General features: G+C 41.6%; 20 protein-coding genes. 5 read left to right on the forward strand and 15 right to left on the reverse strand.

What is annotated here, in order from left to right; translation table 11 throughout:
- Positions 1-8: 8 nt before the first annotated feature.
- The 4 genes from metG to D8803_RS03400 form a co-directional block, all read right to left on the reverse strand.
- On the reverse strand, positions 9-2006 hold the full coding sequence (gene metG, locus D8803_RS03385) for a methionine--tRNA ligase (protein ID WP_001291353.1): 1998 nt from the start codon (positions 2004-2006) through the stop codon (positions 9-11).
- Positions 2007-2141: 135 nt separating this feature from the next.
- The gene (locus D8803_RS03390; protein WP_001180412.1) at positions 2142-3401 is read right to left on the reverse strand and encodes an ABC transporter permease; all 1260 of its coding nucleotides are present in this window, start codon (positions 3399-3401) and stop codon (positions 2142-2144) included.
- Position 3402: 1 nt separating this feature from the next.
- Positions 3403-4104 carry an ABC transporter ATP-binding protein gene (locus D8803_RS03395; RefSeq protein WP_000811477.1) on the reverse strand — a complete coding sequence of 234 codons (702 nt, stop codon included), beginning with the start codon at positions 4102-4104 and terminating at the stop codon, positions 3403-3405.
- Positions 4088-5242, reverse strand: coding sequence for an efflux RND transporter periplasmic adaptor subunit (locus D8803_RS03400; protein ID WP_131200245.1), 1155 nt, complete (start codon positions 5240-5242; stop codon positions 4088-4090). The genes D8803_RS03395 and D8803_RS03400 overlap by 17 nt, the downstream gene beginning before the upstream one ends.
- A 267-nt stretch (positions 5243-5509) precedes the next feature.
- On the opposite strand from D8803_RS03400, the gene gor reads away from it, so the two are divergent.
- Both gor and D8803_RS03410 read left to right on the forward strand, forming a co-directional pair.
- Complete coding sequence (gene gor / locus D8803_RS03405; protein WP_131200246.1) at positions 5510-6856, forward strand: glutathione-disulfide reductase; 1347 nt, start codon at positions 5510-5512, stop codon at positions 6854-6856.
- A gap of 285 nt (positions 6857-7141) precedes the next feature.
- The gene (locus tag D8803_RS03410) at positions 7142-7678 is read left to right on the forward strand and encodes a biotin transporter BioY (protein WP_131200247.1); all 537 of its coding nucleotides are present in this window, start codon (positions 7142-7144) and stop codon (positions 7676-7678) included.
- Positions 7679-7712: 34 nt separating this feature from the next.
- Here the strand turns inward: D8803_RS03410 and D8803_RS03415 are convergent, their stop codons facing one another.
- Complete coding sequence (locus D8803_RS03415; RefSeq protein WP_061453733.1) at positions 7713-7931, reverse strand: YdbC family protein; 219 nt, start codon at positions 7929-7931, stop codon at positions 7713-7715.
- A 103-nt stretch (positions 7932-8034) separates the two neighbouring features.
- On the opposite strand from D8803_RS03415, the gene D8803_RS03420 reads away from it, so the two are divergent.
- Positions 8035-8355 carry a hypothetical protein gene (locus D8803_RS03420; RefSeq protein WP_131200248.1) on the forward strand — a complete coding sequence of 107 codons (321 nt, stop codon included), beginning with the start codon at positions 8035-8037 and terminating at the stop codon, positions 8353-8355.
- A gap of 25 nt (positions 8356-8380) precedes the next feature.
- On the opposite strand, the gene D8803_RS03425 is transcribed toward D8803_RS03420, so the two are convergent.
- From D8803_RS03425 to rpsP, 8 genes are all read right to left on the reverse strand, one after another.
- Positions 8381-8719: an ATP cone domain-containing protein gene (locus D8803_RS03425; RefSeq protein ID WP_001196053.1), complete on the reverse strand. Its 339-nt coding sequence runs from the start codon at positions 8717-8719 to the stop codon at positions 8381-8383.
- Positions 8720-8730: 11 nt separating this feature from the next.
- Complete coding sequence (trmD, locus tag D8803_RS03430; protein ID WP_131200249.1) at positions 8731-9450, reverse strand: tRNA (guanosine(37)-N1)-methyltransferase TrmD; 720 nt, start codon at positions 9448-9450, stop codon at positions 8731-8733.
- Positions 9440-9958, reverse strand: coding sequence for a ribosome maturation factor RimM (rimM, locus tag D8803_RS03435; RefSeq protein WP_131200250.1), 519 nt, complete (start codon positions 9956-9958; stop codon positions 9440-9442). The genes trmD and rimM overlap by 11 nt, the downstream gene beginning before the upstream one ends.
- Positions 9959-10033: 75 nt before the next feature.
- On the reverse strand, positions 10034-10891 hold the full coding sequence (locus tag D8803_RS03440) for an alpha/beta fold hydrolase (RefSeq protein ID WP_131200251.1): 858 nt from the start codon (positions 10889-10891) through the stop codon (positions 10034-10036).
- A gap of 149 nt (positions 10892-11040) precedes the next feature.
- On the reverse strand, positions 11041-11943 hold the full coding sequence (locus D8803_RS03445; protein ID WP_131200252.1) for a DMT family transporter: 903 nt from the start codon (positions 11941-11943) through the stop codon (positions 11041-11043).
- 342 nt (positions 11944-12285) lie between these two features.
- On the reverse strand, positions 12286-12621 hold the full coding sequence (locus D8803_RS03450) for a MazG nucleotide pyrophosphohydrolase domain-containing protein (RefSeq protein WP_131200253.1): 336 nt from the start codon (positions 12619-12621) through the stop codon (positions 12286-12288).
- A 43-nt stretch (positions 12622-12664) separates the two neighbouring features.
- Positions 12665-12904: an RNA-binding protein KphA gene (gene kphA, locus D8803_RS03455; protein ID WP_000379617.1), complete on the reverse strand. Its 240-nt coding sequence runs from the start codon at positions 12902-12904 to the stop codon at positions 12665-12667.
- A gap of 19 nt (positions 12905-12923) precedes the next feature.
- On the reverse strand, positions 12924-13196 hold the full coding sequence (gene rpsP / locus D8803_RS03460; protein ID WP_070460902.1) for a 30S ribosomal protein S16: 273 nt from the start codon (positions 13194-13196) through the stop codon (positions 12924-12926).
- 189 nt (positions 13197-13385) lie between these two features.
- On the opposite strand from rpsP, the gene D8803_RS03465 reads away from it, so the two are divergent.
- Both D8803_RS03465 and D8803_RS03470 read left to right on the forward strand, forming a co-directional pair.
- Complete coding sequence (locus tag D8803_RS03465; protein ID WP_131200254.1) at positions 13386-14192, forward strand: peptidylprolyl isomerase; 807 nt, start codon at positions 13386-13388, stop codon at positions 14190-14192.
- Between the two features lie 27 nt (positions 14193-14219).
- Complete coding sequence (locus D8803_RS03470; protein ID WP_000600216.1) at positions 14220-14459, forward strand: zinc-ribbon domain-containing protein; 240 nt, start codon at positions 14220-14222, stop codon at positions 14457-14459.
- Between the two features lie 42 nt (positions 14460-14501).
- On the opposite strand, the gene D8803_RS03475 is transcribed toward D8803_RS03470, so the two are convergent.
- A complete protein-coding gene (locus D8803_RS03475; RefSeq protein WP_131200255.1) occupies positions 14502-16043 on the reverse strand; it encodes an ABC-F family ATP-binding cassette domain-containing protein in 1542 nt (513 codons plus the stop codon).
- Position 16044: 1 nt separating this feature from the next.
- Positions 16045-16524: a VanZ family protein gene (locus D8803_RS03480; RefSeq protein ID WP_125448540.1), complete on the reverse strand. Its 480-nt coding sequence runs from the start codon at positions 16522-16524 to the stop codon at positions 16045-16047.

Here is a 16524-nt window from a genome sequence, read left to right on the forward strand (position 1 = left end):
TTTTTGCTTTACCCAATCACACTTCCGTTTGGTACAGCTGGATCAACTGTGAGAAGGGTTAGTTTGCCATCATGTTCAGCTGAGAGGATCATTCCTTGACTGACATATTTTTTCATCATCTTGCGTGGTTTGAGGTTGGCAACGATTTGGACTTTCTTGCCGACCAATTCTTGTTCGTTTGGGTAGTATTTTGCAATTCCTGAGAGGATTTGACGGTCTTCTCCATCACCAGCATCTAGTCGGAATTGGAGCAACTTGTCAGAACCTTCCACTTTAGACACTTCTTTGACTTCTGCGACACGGATCTCGACCTTATCAAAGTCTTCAAACTTGATTTCATCCTTGTTGAGTTTGAGTTCAACTTCATCTGGATTCCATTCTTTTTCGACTGCTGGTTTGTTGCTTTCCATTTGTTCCTTGATATAGGCAATCTCTTCTTCCATGTCCAGACGTGGGAAGATTGGTGTTCCTTTGGCAACAACAGTCACACCTGCAGGGAAATCTGTCAAGCTCAAGTTTTCTAGGCTAGAAACTTCTGCTAGACCAAGTTGTGCCAATACAGCGCGACTAGTTTCCATCATAAATGGTTCAATCAAGTGAGCTACGACACGAAGGCTGGCTGCCAAATGGCTCATGACACTTGCCAACTGGTCACGAAGGGCTTCATCCTTAGCCAAGACCCATGGAGCTGTCTCATCGATGTATTTGTTGGTACGTGAGATAAGAGTCCATACTGCTTCAAGGGCACGTGGGTAGTCAACTGCTTCCATGTGTGTATGGTAGTCAGAGATAGATTGCTCTGCTACTTGAGCAAGAGCATTGTCAAACTCTGTCACACCTTCTACATAGGCAGGAATTTGTCCATCAAAATACTTGTTAATCATAGAAACCGTACGGTTTAGGAGATTTCCAAGGTCATTGGCCAATTCATAATTGATACGGCCTACATAGTCCTCAGGAGTGAAAGTTCCGTCTGAACCAACTGGAAGGCTACGCATGAGGTAGTAACGAAGTGGGTCCAGTCCATAACGCTCCACTAGCATTTCAGGATAAACGACATTCCCCTTAGACTTAGACATCTTGCCGTCTTTCATGACAAACCAACCATGGGCAATCAAACGATCTGGCAATTTGATATCCAACATCATAAGAAGGATTGGCCAGTAGATAGAGTGGAAACGAAGAATGTCTTTTCCGACCATGTGGAAGACCGTTCCATTCCAGAACTTATCAAAGTTACCATGTTCATCTTGACCATAGCCAAGAGCAGTCGCATAGTTGAGGAGGGCATCAATCCAAACGTAGACAACGTGTTTTGGATTGGATGGGACCGGAACTCCCCATGTAAAGGTTGTACGAGAAACCGCTAAGTCTTCCAAACCTGGCTCGATAAAGTTACGCAACATTTCATTGAGGCGACCATCAGGAGTGATAAAGTCTGGATGCGATTTGAAAAATTCTACCAAACGATCTTGGTATTTGCTGAGGCGAAGGAAATAAGATTCTTCTGAAACCCACTCCACTTCATGTCCTGATGGAGCGATACCGCCTGTTACATTTCCAGCTTCGTCACGGAAAACTTCTGCAAGCTGGCTTTCTGTAAAGAATTCCTCATCTGAAACTGAATACCAACCAGAGTATTCGCCCAAGTAAATATCATCTTGAGCAAGTAAGCGTTCAAAGACCTGAGCCACTACTTTTTCATGGTAATCATCAGTTGTACGGATGAATTTATCATATGAGATATCGAGTAATTTCCAGAGTTCTTTGACTCCAACCGCCATCCCATCAACATAGGCTTGAGGTGTGATGCCAGCTTCTTCAGCCTTTTGCTGGATCTTCTGACCATGCTCGTCAAGACCTGTCAGATAAAAGACATCGTAACCCATGAGGCGTTTGTAACGCGCTAGAACATCACAGGCGATGGTTGTGTAAGCAGAACCGATATGAAGTTTACCAGATGGATAGTAAATCGGTGTTGTAATATAAAAATTCTTTTCAGACATAATTTTTCCTTTCCAGGCAAATGAAACCTGTTTTTCTAACACTTCATTATATCACATTTTTAGTGATTTTCTATAGGAAAATCCATACAAAAACAAGACAGACAACTATCCATCTTGTTTTTTCTGCTCTATATCTTATTCATAACGAAGGGCTTCGATTGGATCGAGCTTAGAGGCTTTATTGGCTGGCAAGACTCCAAATATCATACCAACGCTGGCTGACACAGCCAAGCTAAAGAGAGCGATCGGTAGCGAGACACCAATTTCTATTCCTTCCATCATATTTTTTAACAAAGCGCCTGCTAGCGTGGTCAAGCCCGCTGCACTTACTAGGCCGATGACTCCACCTAGCAAGGTCAAGATCATGGACTCAATCAAAAACTGTACCAAGATATTAGCCCGTGTAGCTCCCAATGCTTTACGAAGACCAATCTCACGAGTACGCTCCGTTACAGAAACCAGCATGATATTCATAACCCCAGTCCCTCCCACAAAGAGAGAGATTCCTGCGATAGCACTAATAATAGCGGTCATAAAACCAAAGATTTGCTGAACCTCTGCAAAAGCGGCGGTTTCGTCTACAACCTGATATTCTCCCTGCTGTACTCCTGCAATTTCTGTCATCTTGCGTGCGAGTTCTGGCCCCAAAGTCGGAGTTAGACTCGTGTCATTCACACGAAAGACAATATTAGAAATTTCCTCTACATTAAAATTAGCTGCTACAGAAGCATTGGTTGTAATTGGTAAGCCACCTACACCAAACATCTTAGCACTTTTAACAGCAGGACTAGAGTAAACACCAATCACGCGATAGCTATATCCATTGGCTGAAATGATTTGATTGAGTGCTGCCTGAGGCGAGTCAAAAAGACTTTTAGCGAGTTCTTCATCTAGCAAAATCACACTTGCAAAATCTCGGTAGTCTTGTTCTCTCAGATCCCTACCTGCAATAATTTTATTTTCTACAGCAGACATATAAGTCATATTTCCACCTGTCAGACTTGCTCTCTCTACCTTTTTATCCTTATAGGTCAAAGTAACATTTGTACTATTAGTCACATAATAGCCATCCACGCCTTTTAGTTTGGCAGCTTCCTTAACCCACGATTCCTGTGTTTTAGGTGGTTCTACGTGAACATCTTCTTCTTTACCAGATAGTGTCAGTGCAGATTGCTTTTGTGTAAAGGAACCATCCTTACTTTTAATTGGTGAGAAAAATACCTGAATATTTTTCTGAGATTTTGTCATATTTTTATTGACCTGACGAGACATAGAGTCCCCTAAAGCCATGATGACAACTACTGAAGAGACCCCGATGATAATGCCAATCATGGTCAAAAAAGAGCGCATCTTGTGTGCCATAATAGATGAAAAGGCAAATTTCAGATTTTGCATCTTAGTTCTCCTTTCCTTCCAAACGAGCGCTATCAGACGAAATAACTCCATCACGGATTACAATCTGGCGTTTTGCATAGGCTGCAATTTCGGGCTCGTGCGTTACCATAATAATAGTCTTGCCTTCTTCATTTAACTCAACCAAGAGTTCCATGATTTGGCTTCCTGTTTTCGTATCCAAGGCGCCTGTCGGTTCATCAGCTAGGATGATTGAGGGATCGTTAACAAGAGCACGCGCAATGGCCACCCGTTGTTTTTGACCGCCAGACAACTCCGAAGGAAGGTGATGAATACGATCAGTCAACTCTACTTTACTCAGATATTCCTCTGCCAATTTGCGACGTTGGGCAGCTGGAACTCCTGCATAAATCAAGGGTAACTCGACATTTTGAACAGCATCCATCTTTGACAAAAGAAAGAACTGTTGAAAGACAAAACCAATTTGTTGGTTACGTACCTGTGCCAACTGCTTTTCACCTAGACGGGCCACTTCTTGACCTTCTAGATAGTATTCGCCGCTAGTTGGGGTGTCCAGCATTCCGATGGTATTCATCAGAGTAGATTTACCCGAACCAGATGGTCCCATAATGGCAACAAATTCCCCTTCGCCAATCTCCAAATTAATATTTTTCAAGACCTGCAGTTCCTGTTCACCATTTCGATAGCTCCGGCAGATGTTTTTTAGACTAATTAGTTGTTTCATCAGCCTTCACCTCTTTTCCTTCTTCCAAGGAAGTCGTTGGATTACTGATGACTTTGGTTCCGTCTGTCAAACCAGATGTGATCTCTTGGTTTTCTGCGTCAGCATTTCCTAAGCTAACTTCGATTTTCTTAGCCTTATTCTCTTCGTCAACAACCCAAACGTAGTTTTTTCCGTCTTCAGTAATGACACTGGTTAAGGGTACGAGGATTGATTTCTTGTCACTTTTAACCTCAACACTAACGGTAAAACCTGGTCTCAAATCACCAATCTCACTCGTTACTTCAATCGTATAGGGATATTTAGAACCAGTATTCCCCCCAGTTATAGCATTCGTTCCTTCTCCACTATTTTTAGGGTAAGCTGAAATAAAGCTGATCTTCCCTGTCCAAGTTTTATCTTGGTAAACTTTAGAAGAGAAGGTCACTTCTTGGCCAACAGAAAGGTTGGCAAGATTGTACTCGGAAAGTTCTCCCTTGACTTGTAGATTGTCGTTACTTACTACATGAACCATCACTTGATTTGCAGCAGTTGTGGACTTTGATACATTGCGATTAACTTCTACAACTGTACCTTCTAGCGTACTCAAAACCTTTGTTGCGTCCAATTGGGCCTGCGCCTTTTTAAGTTGTGCCTCTGCATCAGCACGACTATCACGAGCATCACTAATCTGAGAATCAATGGAAGAGACAGAAGAACCCTGTGCTCCATCATCATATTCTTCCGAATCAGCTAGAGTGTTGTTTCGTGATTCCTTCAAGTCATTGATACGACGATCAGCCTTGGCTATGGCACGGTTAGCTGCATCATAAGCAGACTGCGCTTCTGTGCTGTTGTATTTTACGAGCGCTTGTCCTTTGTCAACCTTATCTCCAACAGAAACCAAGATTTCATCTACCTCACCCTTACTTGCATCCAAATAAACATATTGTTCATTTTTTGCGGTGACGGTACCAGATAAGAGAACAGAGGAGGCAACTGTTCCTTCCTTTGCGACTACGAGATGCGAAATGTCATCCTTACTGGCAGCCTGAGAGGGCTGTCTAAATAGCAAAATACCCGCTGCACTGATTATAATAATACTTGCAGCACCAATAGCTGTGTATAGTTGCCATTTTTTAGTTTTCTTATTCCCCTTCATCACAAAACTCCTATTTTATTTTCAATACAAAGACTATTATAGCAAATTTACCTACTCTAAACAATGATTGTTCAGAGAGAAAAGAGAACAATTCAGGAAACATGCCTTGTTTCCATTTGATTTATGCGAAATTGTACTAGTAACATCATACACCTTATTTCTATATTTAGCAAGTGATTTCTGCTATTTCTTTAGAGCGTAGCAGATTTTTGCATTCAAAAACTAAAAACGATAGAATATGACTATCAAATCTATAAGGAGTTTTCTATGAGAGAATATGATATCATCGCCATCGGTGGAGGGAGTGGCGGTATCGCCACTATGAACCGAGCTGGTGAACATGGCGCTAAAGCAGCTGTTATCGAAGAGAAAAAATTAGGTGGAACTTGTGTCAACGTTGGCTGTGTTCCTAAGAAAATCATGTGGTATGGAGCGCAAATCGCTGAAAGCTTCCACCACTACGGCCCTGATTACGGTTTTACAAGTTCAGATGTTCAATTTGATTTCGCAAAACTTCGTCAAAACCGTGAAGCCTACATTGATCGCGCTCGCTCATCTTATGATGGAAGTTTCAAACGCAACGGGGTTGATTTGATTGAAGGTCGTGCTCATTTCGTTGATTCCCACACAGTCAGCGTCAATGGTGAATTGATTCGTGCCAAGCATATCGTGATTGCGACTGGCGCTCGTCCAAGCATTCCAACTATTCCTGGGGCTGAACTCGGTGGTAGCTCAGACGATGTCTTTGCTTGGAAGCAACTTCCTGAATCCGTTGCTATCCTAGGAGCTGGCTATATTGCAGTTGAGCTAGCTGGTGTTCTCCATGCACTCGGTGTAAAAACTGATTTGTTCGTCCGCCGCGATCGTCCTTTGCGTGGTTTTGACAGCTACATCGTGGAAGGTCTTGTCAATGAGATGAAAAAAACAGGCCTACCTTTGCACACCCATAAGGTACCGGTTAGGCTCGAAAAAACTGAGCAAGGCATTACGATTCATTTCGAAGATGGTTCTAGTCATACTGCAAGCCAAGTTATCTGGGCTACCGGCCGCCGTCCAAATGTAGACGGCTTGGAGTTAGAAAAGGCTGGAGTTACACTCAACGAACGTGGATTTATCCAAGTGGATGAGTATCAAAATACAGTTGTAGATGGTATCTATGCCCTTGGAGACGTTACTGGTGAGAAGGAACTAACTCCAGTAGCCATCAAGGCTGGACGTACCCTATCTGAACGTCTCTTTAATGGGAAAACAAGTGCTAAGATGGACTACACGACGATTCCTACTGTTGTCTTCTCCCACCCAGCAATTGGAACCGTGGGGTTGACTGAAGAAGAAGCTATCAAAGAATACGGCCAAGATCACATTAAAGTCTACAAGTCAAGCTTTTCATCTATGTACTCTGCCGTTACAAACCATCGTCAGGAATCTCGCTTCAAACTCATCACCGCCGGTGCTGATGAAAAAGTTGTCGGACTTCACGGACTTGGTTACGGAGTGGATGAGATGATTCAAGGATTCGCTGTTGCTATCAAGATGGGAGCAACCAAGGCCGACTTTGATGCTACAGTAGCTATCCACCCAACCGCTTCTGAAGAATTTGTGACCATGCGCTAATTATCGCAAGAGACTGGGACAAAAAGATTTTGATTTCAGGAATTCTTTATTATAAATTTTTAAAATCGATAGATTAGACAAAAAAAGCGAACAAAACAGAATTCTAGGTGTCAGATAAATGATTTTGTTCGCTTTTTATATTTAAGGTTAGACTTTTGTCCCAGACTCCTTTTTACATGCAAAATCGGCTGTTACAGGTTTGTTACCTCAGTATAAAAAACAGGTTGACTTTTCTTTTCAGATCAGTATAATAGTTACTATATTTTTGAAAAGAGGTTAACATTTTTGAAAAAAGCTCATATCTACGTTATTCCTGCTATCGGTGCTGCTCTCATCGCCGTTTTGGCACAAATCAGTCTCCCTATCGGTCCTGTTCCCTTCACTCTGCAAAACTTTGCGATTGGTCTTATTGCTACTGTTTTTAGACCCAGAGAAGCGGTCCTATCTGTAGCTCTCTATCTCCTGCTAGGTGCCATTGGTCTTCCTGTCTTTGCGGGGGGAGGCGCTGGATTTCACGTTTTAGTCGGTCCAAGTGCAGGTTATCTTTGGTTCGACCTTGTCTATGCGGGACTTACATCTTATCTCATCCATCAAAATAGTGGCTATATTCGCATTTTCCTAGCCAACCTCTTGGGTGATTCCCTCGTCTTTGTCGGAGGTATTCTCAGCCTCCATTTCCTTGCTGGGATGCCATTTGATAAGGCACTTGCAGTTGGTGTCCTTCCCTTTATCCTCCCTGACCTTGGTAAAATCATTGCGATTAGTTTCATTGGTCGTCCCCTGCTAGAACGATTGAAAAGCATCGCTTATTTCTCAAGATAAAAAATGAGCCTGGGACAATAGTCCCGTGGCTCTTTTACTGATTGCCTTTAAAGGCATCCACCATTACCTGAAATTCTTCATTGGAAAGAGTAATTCCTTTGCCCATTTTGGTATGGTCGGGGCTCCAAGTCCGAATATCAAACTTTGCTGGCGCACCATTAAAGCTAACTCGGTTTAGTTCCTTTGTCCATCCTTTTTCATTTTCAGACAAGGTCAGTAAGTGTTCTTCGATTTCAAATGTAAATTCTGCCATTTTTAACTCCTTTATGTGATATGCTTTCTCTAGTCTATTCGTAAAATCTTGTGGATTTTACGAATTTTTTATATAATATGGATAGATAAGAAGGGAGAGGCCTATGAGGTACACATTCAAGCAAGTCTTAGATAAGATACAAGACTTTCTCAGTGGACATGATGAACAAGATTATTCTGAAAACGACTCCCTTATTAGCACAATTGAACAGGCCATCCAGAAAAAAACGGCTGTTCATGTCATACTCGCTGAGACAAGTTTTACAGGTGATATCGTCAAATATGATGTCAGTCGTCAACAGATTATTGTCAAAAATTTCACCAGAAATGTGACACGTATCATTCGGATTGGTGACATCAAGAGAATCCGTTTTGTCCCTTCTACGGTAGAAAAAGCACAGAAAAGCCTATTTAAGAAAGAGTGAGATGTTTTTCATCCCACTCTTTTTCTTAACGAATTTGTTCAAAATGCAGGTGAACTGCTATATGGTCACCATAACCACTTCTCTCCAAATCACGTTGCAAGCGATAAGAGATATAGTGCTCTGCGATGGTGATGTAACCCGCTCCTAACAAACGATTTTCAACCATTGATTGGATCATACTGATGGTTGCACGTTCTACTTTTGCTTCTTCCAAGTCCAAGACTACTTTTTTAGTGACTTGAGCTAGGTTTTGACGTAGATCATCTGTCAAAACATAAACTGTCTGAGCCGCTTTTAGGACAGCTTGGTAAATTTTATCTGGATCAAAGTCGGCAACTTCTCCGTTACGTTTGATTACTTGCATAAGGTTCTCCTTTATTCTTTGTTTTCTTTGATTTCTGCCAGCATTTTTTCTTCTTCTGCTGTTAGTTGATAGTTTTCTAGCAAATCAGGTCTGCGCTGGTAGGTTTTCTTTAGACTTTCGTAAAGCCGCCACTGGCGAATCTTTTCATGATGACCACTCATGAGCACATCTGGCACCACCATGCCACGATAGTCATAAGGCCGTGTATACTGAGGATATTCGAGTAGGCCTGATGAAAAACTATCATCTTGGTGACTAGACTCCTTGCCAATCACTTCTGGGATCAAGCGAACCGTAGCATCAATCATGGTCATAGCAGCCAATTCACCACCAGTCAGGACATAGTCTCCTAGGGAAATCTCATCCGTTACCAAGGTCTTGATGCGTTCGTCATACCCTTCGTAGTGACCGCAGATAAAGACCAGTTCCTCTTCTTGAGCCAAATCCTCAGCGTAGGCTTGATCGAACTGCTTCCCAGCAGGATCGAGAAGAATGACGCGGGGATTTTTCTTTTCAATGGCGTCAAAGGCATCGAAAATAGGTTGGGCGCGGAGCAACATACCCTGACCGCCTCCGTATGGCTCATCGTCAACATGACGGGCCTTTTCAGCATATTCTCTGAAATTATAGTACTGGATATCCAAGAGCCCTTTTTCTCGAGCCTTTCCAACAATCGAGTGCTCCAGCGGAGAAAACATCTCAGGAAAGAGGGTTAAAATATCAATCTTCATCGTCTAATCCTTCTAAGATGTCCACATCAACCCGTTTGTTTGGAATATCAACATTGAGAACTACTGGGGGTATGTAAGGTAGAAGCAGATCACGCTTACCTTTTCGCTTGACCACCCAGACATCGTTGGCACCTGGTTGCAGGATTTCCTTGATAGTTCCTATCAAGTTGTCTCCCTCGTAAACTTCCAAACCAATAATTTCATGATAGTAGAATTCACCATCATCTAAGTCATTTAGGTCTTCCTCAGCGACCTTGAGATTATACCCCTTGTACTTTTCAATCGCATTGATATGGTACATGTCTTTGAATTTGATAATGTCAAAATTCTTATGCTTACGGTGGCTAGCAATGGTCACTGTTTGGATAAACTGATCTTTTTCATCAAATAAAGCCAGCTCTGCTCCTTTTTTAAACCGTTCTTCAGCAAAATCCGTCACAGACAAGACTCGCATCTCCCCCTGTAGACCCTGCGTATTGACGATTTTCCCAACATTAAAGTAGTTCATCTTGTCTCCTGTATCTATTTCTACCCTTTATTTTATCACGTTCCAGGGATTTTCACAAGTTGGATAGGTCCTATCTTACAAGGCTACTACTTCTTCAAAAAATTCACCAACTAGCTGATTAAACTCTTCAGGATGGTCATTCATCGGTTGGTGTTTGCTGTCTGAAATCGTTACTTGACGCGCATTGGGATTTAGAGCAATGATACCATCATAGATTATTTTTAGGTGTTTGGGAAAATCATTTTCTCCTCTTACTAATAGCATGGGAGGATTTCCTTTATATCCTTCTATCTCATGGACTGCCAAGAAACCTGTGATTCCAAGGTTCAAGAAAACATCTCGCCCAGTTTCTATAATGGCCGTCTTGACTAATTCTCTTGTGATCGGGTTATCACTACACATTTTTGAGTTCTTATCAGCAATCACCTTCCAAGGAATCGTTTTGTACATAAGAGAACTATATTTGATTCGACCTCTTTCTTTCTCTGATAGGTAACGATGCTGTCCCCAACTATCTACCATGACCAAGGCTAGGATTCTTTCTGGATGGCGATAGGTGTACTCTTGAAGTGGATTTCCTCCCCAAGAATGACCAACCAATATCACCTTATCCAGCTGGAAATAGGACAAAATGGCATCTACATCTTGAACAGCGCCTTCCAAGTCGGGTAGCCCAACTTTCATAGGTGATTCACCCTGTCCTCTAACATTGACAAAGTAAAGGTCAAATCCATCAAAGGCATCATACTGGTGGGCCCACATCTGACTACGTCCACAAGCTCCATGATAAAAAATAATATGCCCTTTACTTGCGTTTCCAGGACGATGATAAACAACCAAATCACAATCTACGACTGCTATAAGGTGACGTTCCAACACCTCAGGTTCTCTGTTATAAAAAGCAATAGCTTCAGCTATATCATTTTGCTTCATTTTTACGCTCTCTCCTCTTTATCCTAGTATTATTCTTTTTATCTATTTTAACATGCTATATTAAAATCATCGTTTTTTAAACTTAATTTCATTAAAAATTTTGAATTTTCTGCATTATTTAGATAAAGAAAAAGACTGCTAAGCAATCTTTACTTTCTTCTCATCAGATTCATGCCTAAGATTCCAGCAATAATCAGAGCAGCTCCAATCACATGGTAACTATAAATTGGTTCGTGGAGGATAAGAGCTCCAGCTAGAATGGTCAAAACTGTTCCAAGATTGCCAAAGACACTGACGGTTGATGCACCGAGGCGAACGATAGCATAGATAGAAAGACTACCAGTCACGATAGAGGCTAGTATTCCCAAATAGAGGATGGAAAGCAGATAGGACACCTGTCCAAGTGGTGCAAAGTAAGCTAATATGTTCCCCTCTAGATAGTGCGTGGTCAGACTCAGCATATTAAAGGTGACGAAGCCAACAAATATCACAACAGCTGTCATATCCACGGCCCGATAGCGATCTCCTTTAGCCTTGCTGAGGATATTGTTTATCGCATTGGCGAGAACAGATCCCAACATCAAGAGAAAGCCCAAGCTAGCAGTTTCCGTGCTAAAGTTTGCTCCTTTGCTAAGGAAGATGAAAACTACTCCTGCTACAGATAAAATTAAAAAGAACTTTTGCAACAAACTTGTCTTTTCCTTGAGAAAGACCGATGCCAAAAGGAGAGTAAAAATCGGGACAAGTGCTTGTAAAATTCCCGCTTCAGAAGACGATATATACTGTAAAGCAAAGGATTGGAAAATAAAGAAGAGAAGTGGATAGAAAAGACTCATAGGCAGAATAGAAAGAATATCTTTTCTACTTAAACTCACATTGATAAGTTTTGTTTGATGAAGGATGACCAATACCAAAGCAGCGATTGTATAGCGATGTGCCAAGTTTGTGAGAGGACTGGCATAGCCCAAAGCAATCTTAGTAAATAAAAAAGAAAAACCAATGATGGCTGAAAAGGATAATGCTGCTAGGTATGCTTTTGTTTTCTCGTTCATAGATTGTTACTCCCTTTAAAAGTAGCTATTCTCAAGATTGATTGACTAGAATTCTTTGAGACTGTCTTTCCATTTTAGCATAGTAAAATCCTAGATGCTATTTCTAGGATTGGTATTTTATGTCTCCTATCACTCTTTCAAGGTGATAAATTCTTTTTCATTTCCTATAAAGGAAGTAGCTATTCTGACCTACTTTTCTCGTTCTTGTCTCACAAGTTCTAGCTTGTCTACCTCTTGGAGATTCCTTACTTTGATAGCATAATCTGCCAATTTCATTACTTTCTCTATACAAGCTAGCGTAAACTAGGAGAAACCTTTCATATCAGTGAAAAGAGATTACTTCTAGTTCTCTTGGAGACTTTCCAAAAATACTTCCAAATCACGTTCATGTTGATACTTAATGGCAGCCTTCTTATCTTTGTCAAAGATGGTTTTGGTTAGGTCAATATCGTTGATAGCCGCGATTGCAACCGTGTAGTGAATAATATCAGCCAATTCTTTGGCTAGTTCCTCGTTCGAGTCCTGAACGCCCTCTTTTCGACCAGAGCGCCCATTCAAGACCTCAGCTACTTCTCCGACTTCCTCCACTAGTTTGATAAAGAGGCCTTCCTCAGTTCGAGATTGCTGGTAATGATCTAGTAAGTAAGCTTGTAATTGTCTAAACGTTAAATCCATCATCTTCTCCTCCTCACAAAAAAGCGAGACATCTGTCCCGCTTTCTTTATTTTTCATCGATAACGATTCTTACTTTTTTGTCTTCAGTTGGGACAGAGTAGACAATCGTTCTTATCGCTGAGATAGTGCGACCCTTACGACCGATAACACGACCGACATCGCTTTGGTCAAGATCCAAGTGATACTCCAAAAACTCTGGTGTGTCTTCAATCTTGATAGTTAAGGCATCAGGTTGTGAAATCAAAGGTTTCACAATCGCAATAATGAGATTTTCAATCGTATCCATCTGTCAACCTACTTTAAACTTATTTTGAGAATTTAGAATCGTGGAATTTTTTCAATACGCCTTCTTTTGAAAGGATGTTGCGAACTGTATCTGAAGGTTGAGCTCCATCAGCCAACCATGCAAGAACGCGGTCTTCTTTCAAAGTTACTTGGTTTTCTTCAACAAGTGGGTTGTAAGTTCCAACTGTTTCGATGAAACGTCCATCACGTGGTGAACGTGAGTCTGCTACGTTGATACGGTAGAAAGGTTTTTTCTTAGAACCCATACGAGTCAAACGGATTTTAACTGCCATTTTTTAATATCTCTTTTCTTATTTTTTATTTTGGTGAAATAGCTGAGCTATTTAGCACATGTTCTATTATAGCAGATTTCTGGTATGTGTCAAGAAAAAAACTTGACAGAGTTTGAAATTTTTTTAAACATTTGAAATCAATCTCCTTTTAAGGTACAATGATAGAAATGAATTTTTGAGAGGAAAACAATGAAAAAATTAGCAACCCTTCTTTTACTATCAACTGTAGCCCTTGCAGGATGTACTAGTATCCAACGTGGTCTCCGTGGTGATGACTATGTTGACTCTAGTCTTGCAGCAGAAGAAAGCTCCAAAGCAGCTGCTCAGGCTGCCAAAGATTTGAATGATGCTTTGACCAATGAAAATGCCAACTTCCCTCAACTTTCTAAAGAAGTTGCTGAAGATGAAGCCGAAGCTGTTCTACACACAAATCAAGGCGATATCCGCATCAAACTCTTTCCAAAACTAGCACCTCTAGCAGTTGAAAACTTCCTTACTCACGCTAAAGAAGGCTACTATAACGGCATTACCTTCCACCGTGTCATCGATGGCTTTATGGTCCAAACTGGAGATCCTAAGGGAGATGGTACAGGTGGCCAATCTATCTGGCATGATAAGGATAAAACGAAGGACAAGGGAACTGGTTTCAAAAATGAAATTTCTCCTTACCTATACAATATCCGCGGAGCTCTTGCTATGGCTAACACTGGTCAACCAAATACCAACGGTAGCCAGTTTTTCATCAACCAAAACTCGACAGATATTTCAGCTAAACTCCCTACAAGCAAGTATCCAAAGAAAATCATCGAAGCCTATAAAGAGGGTGGAAATCCTAGTCTAGACGGCAAACACCCTGTCTTTGGTCAAGTCATCGATGGCATGGATGTTGTTGATAAGATTGCCAAGGCTGAAAAAGATGAGAAAGACAAACCAACTACTGCTATCACTATCGATAGTATCGAAGTGGTGAAAGACTATGACTTCAGCAAAAAATAAGCCATCAACAGATAAGGAGACGATGACATGATTTTATTTTGGGGTTCTAAAGGTTATCAGAAAGATTTGGGACATACGCAAACTGCGATTGAATGCGGTCACTGTAACAATGTCGACACTTGGGAGATCGTAGAAACTGGACGCAAGTTCACCCTCTACTGGATTCCACTTTTTCCTTATGGTAAAAGTTACTTCGTTTCTTGTCCGATTTGCCACTACGGTAAAGAAATTGAGAAATCTGAAGTTGAAAGCTATTTAAATTACTAGTCAAAAAAGCCAAGTCATTTCGACTTGGCTTTTTTAGCGCTTTTAAGTTAGCTTGTTAAAGTCCCAGATTTGGTCCATCCAGCCTTCATAGAAGTCTGGTTCGTGGCAAACCATAAGAATACTTCCTTTGTACTCTTTAAGGGCTCGTTTGAGTTCATCCTTGGCATCCACATCTAGGTGGTTGGTCGGCTCGTCCAGCACTAAGACGTTATTTTCACGATTCATCAAGAGACAGAAACGAACCTTGGCTTGTTCTCCACCTGACAAGACCTGAATCTGGCTTTCGATATGCTTAGTTGTCAAACCACAACGAGCAAGGGCTGCACGAACTTCTGCCTGATTGAGTGCTGGAAAGGCATTCCAGACCGCTTCTAGAGGCGTCTGACGATTGCCCCCTTCTACTTCCTGCTCAAAGTAGCCAAGTTCTAGATAGTCGCCACGTTCGACTTCTCCAGCAATTGGTGGAATAATCCCCAAGAGAGACTTCAAGAGGGTTGTTTTCCCGATACCATTTGCCCCAATAATAGCAACCTTTTGATTGCGTTCAAAGGTGAGGTTTAAGGGTTTGGTAAGTGGACGGCCATAACCAATCTGCAAGTCCTTAGCTTGGAAGATAAAGCGCCCGGGGGTGCGAGCTGGTTTGAAATCAAAGGACGGCTTTGGTTTCTCGCTTTGGAGTTCAATGATATCCATCTTATCGAGTTTCTTTTGACGGGACATGGCCATATTACGTGTTGCAACACGGGCTTTATTGCGAGCCACGAAATCCTTAAGGTCGGCAATCTCTTTCTGTTGACGTTCATAGGCCGCTTCTAACTGAGATTTCTTCATAGCATAGACTTCTTGGAACTGGTAGTAGTCTCCAGAATAACGAGTCAATTGTTGATTTTCAACATGATAGACGATATTTATTACGTCGTTGAGGAAAGGAATATCATGTGAAATAAGGACAAAGGCATTCTCATAGTTTTGGAGATAACGCTTGAGCCAGTCAATGTGTTCAGCATCCAAATAGTTGGTTGGCTCGTCAAGCAACAAAATATCTGGTTTTTCGAGGAGGAGTTTAGCCAAGAGGACCTTGGTTCTTTGTCCACCTGACAAGGCTGTTACGTCTGTATCCATACCATAGTCCATGACACCGAGGGCACGCGCTACTTCATCAATCTTAGCATCTAAGGTATAGAAATCACGACTCTCCAAACGGTCTTGGAGTTCACCAACTTCTTCCATCAGCGCGTCGATATCTGCTCCCTCTTCTGCCATCTCCATATAGAGGTCATTGATGCGAGCTTCTGCTTTAAATAGCTCATCAAAGGCTGTACGGAGCACATCACGAACAGTTTGACCTTCCTTTAGCACAGCGTGCTGATCCAGATAGCCAGCAGTCACATACTTGGACCACTCAACCTTTCCTTCATCTGGTAACATCTTACCAGTCACGATGCTCATAAAGGTTGATTTTCCTTCACCATTGGCACCGACTAAACCGATGTGTTCACCCTTGAGGAGACGGAAAGACACATCTTCAAAAATTGCACGGTCACCAAAACCGTGACTCAGATTTTTAACTTCTAAAATACTCATTCTAATTCCTTATCTTGTTTTTATGCAATCCTTTATAGAGGAGCCAAGCCAGATAGCCTCCCAAGGTGTTGGTCCACAAATCATCAATCTCAAAGACGCGATTAAAATCAAAGAAAAAGTCTAAGACCAGTTGCGTACACTCAATTCCCAAGCTCAGTAAAAAACTGAGAAGGAGGATTTTTTTCGTTTGCCGCAAGTTTGGACAGAGATAAATGAGTTGAAAGACCAGAGGGAAAAGCAAGAAAACATTTAAAATGTTCTGCAAAAAGATCCAAAGGACTTGTCCCAAACTGGTCACTTCACCTAGATTCCAAAGGGAGTTTAAAGGAGTTAAAAGAAAAACCAGGCGTCCAAAAGTTTGAATACCTGGAGTTTCCACTCCTGTAGGAAGTTGAGGCTGGGGAGTGAAGCAAAAACAGACAATGCATAGGCTATAAACAGCCACTCCCAATCTTAAGATTAATTCTCTTTTTTTAGTCAT

The organism is Streptococcus oralis (assembly GCF_003943385.1).
GTDB lineage: Bacteria > Bacillota > Bacilli > Lactobacillales > Streptococcaceae > Streptococcus > Streptococcus oralis_CA.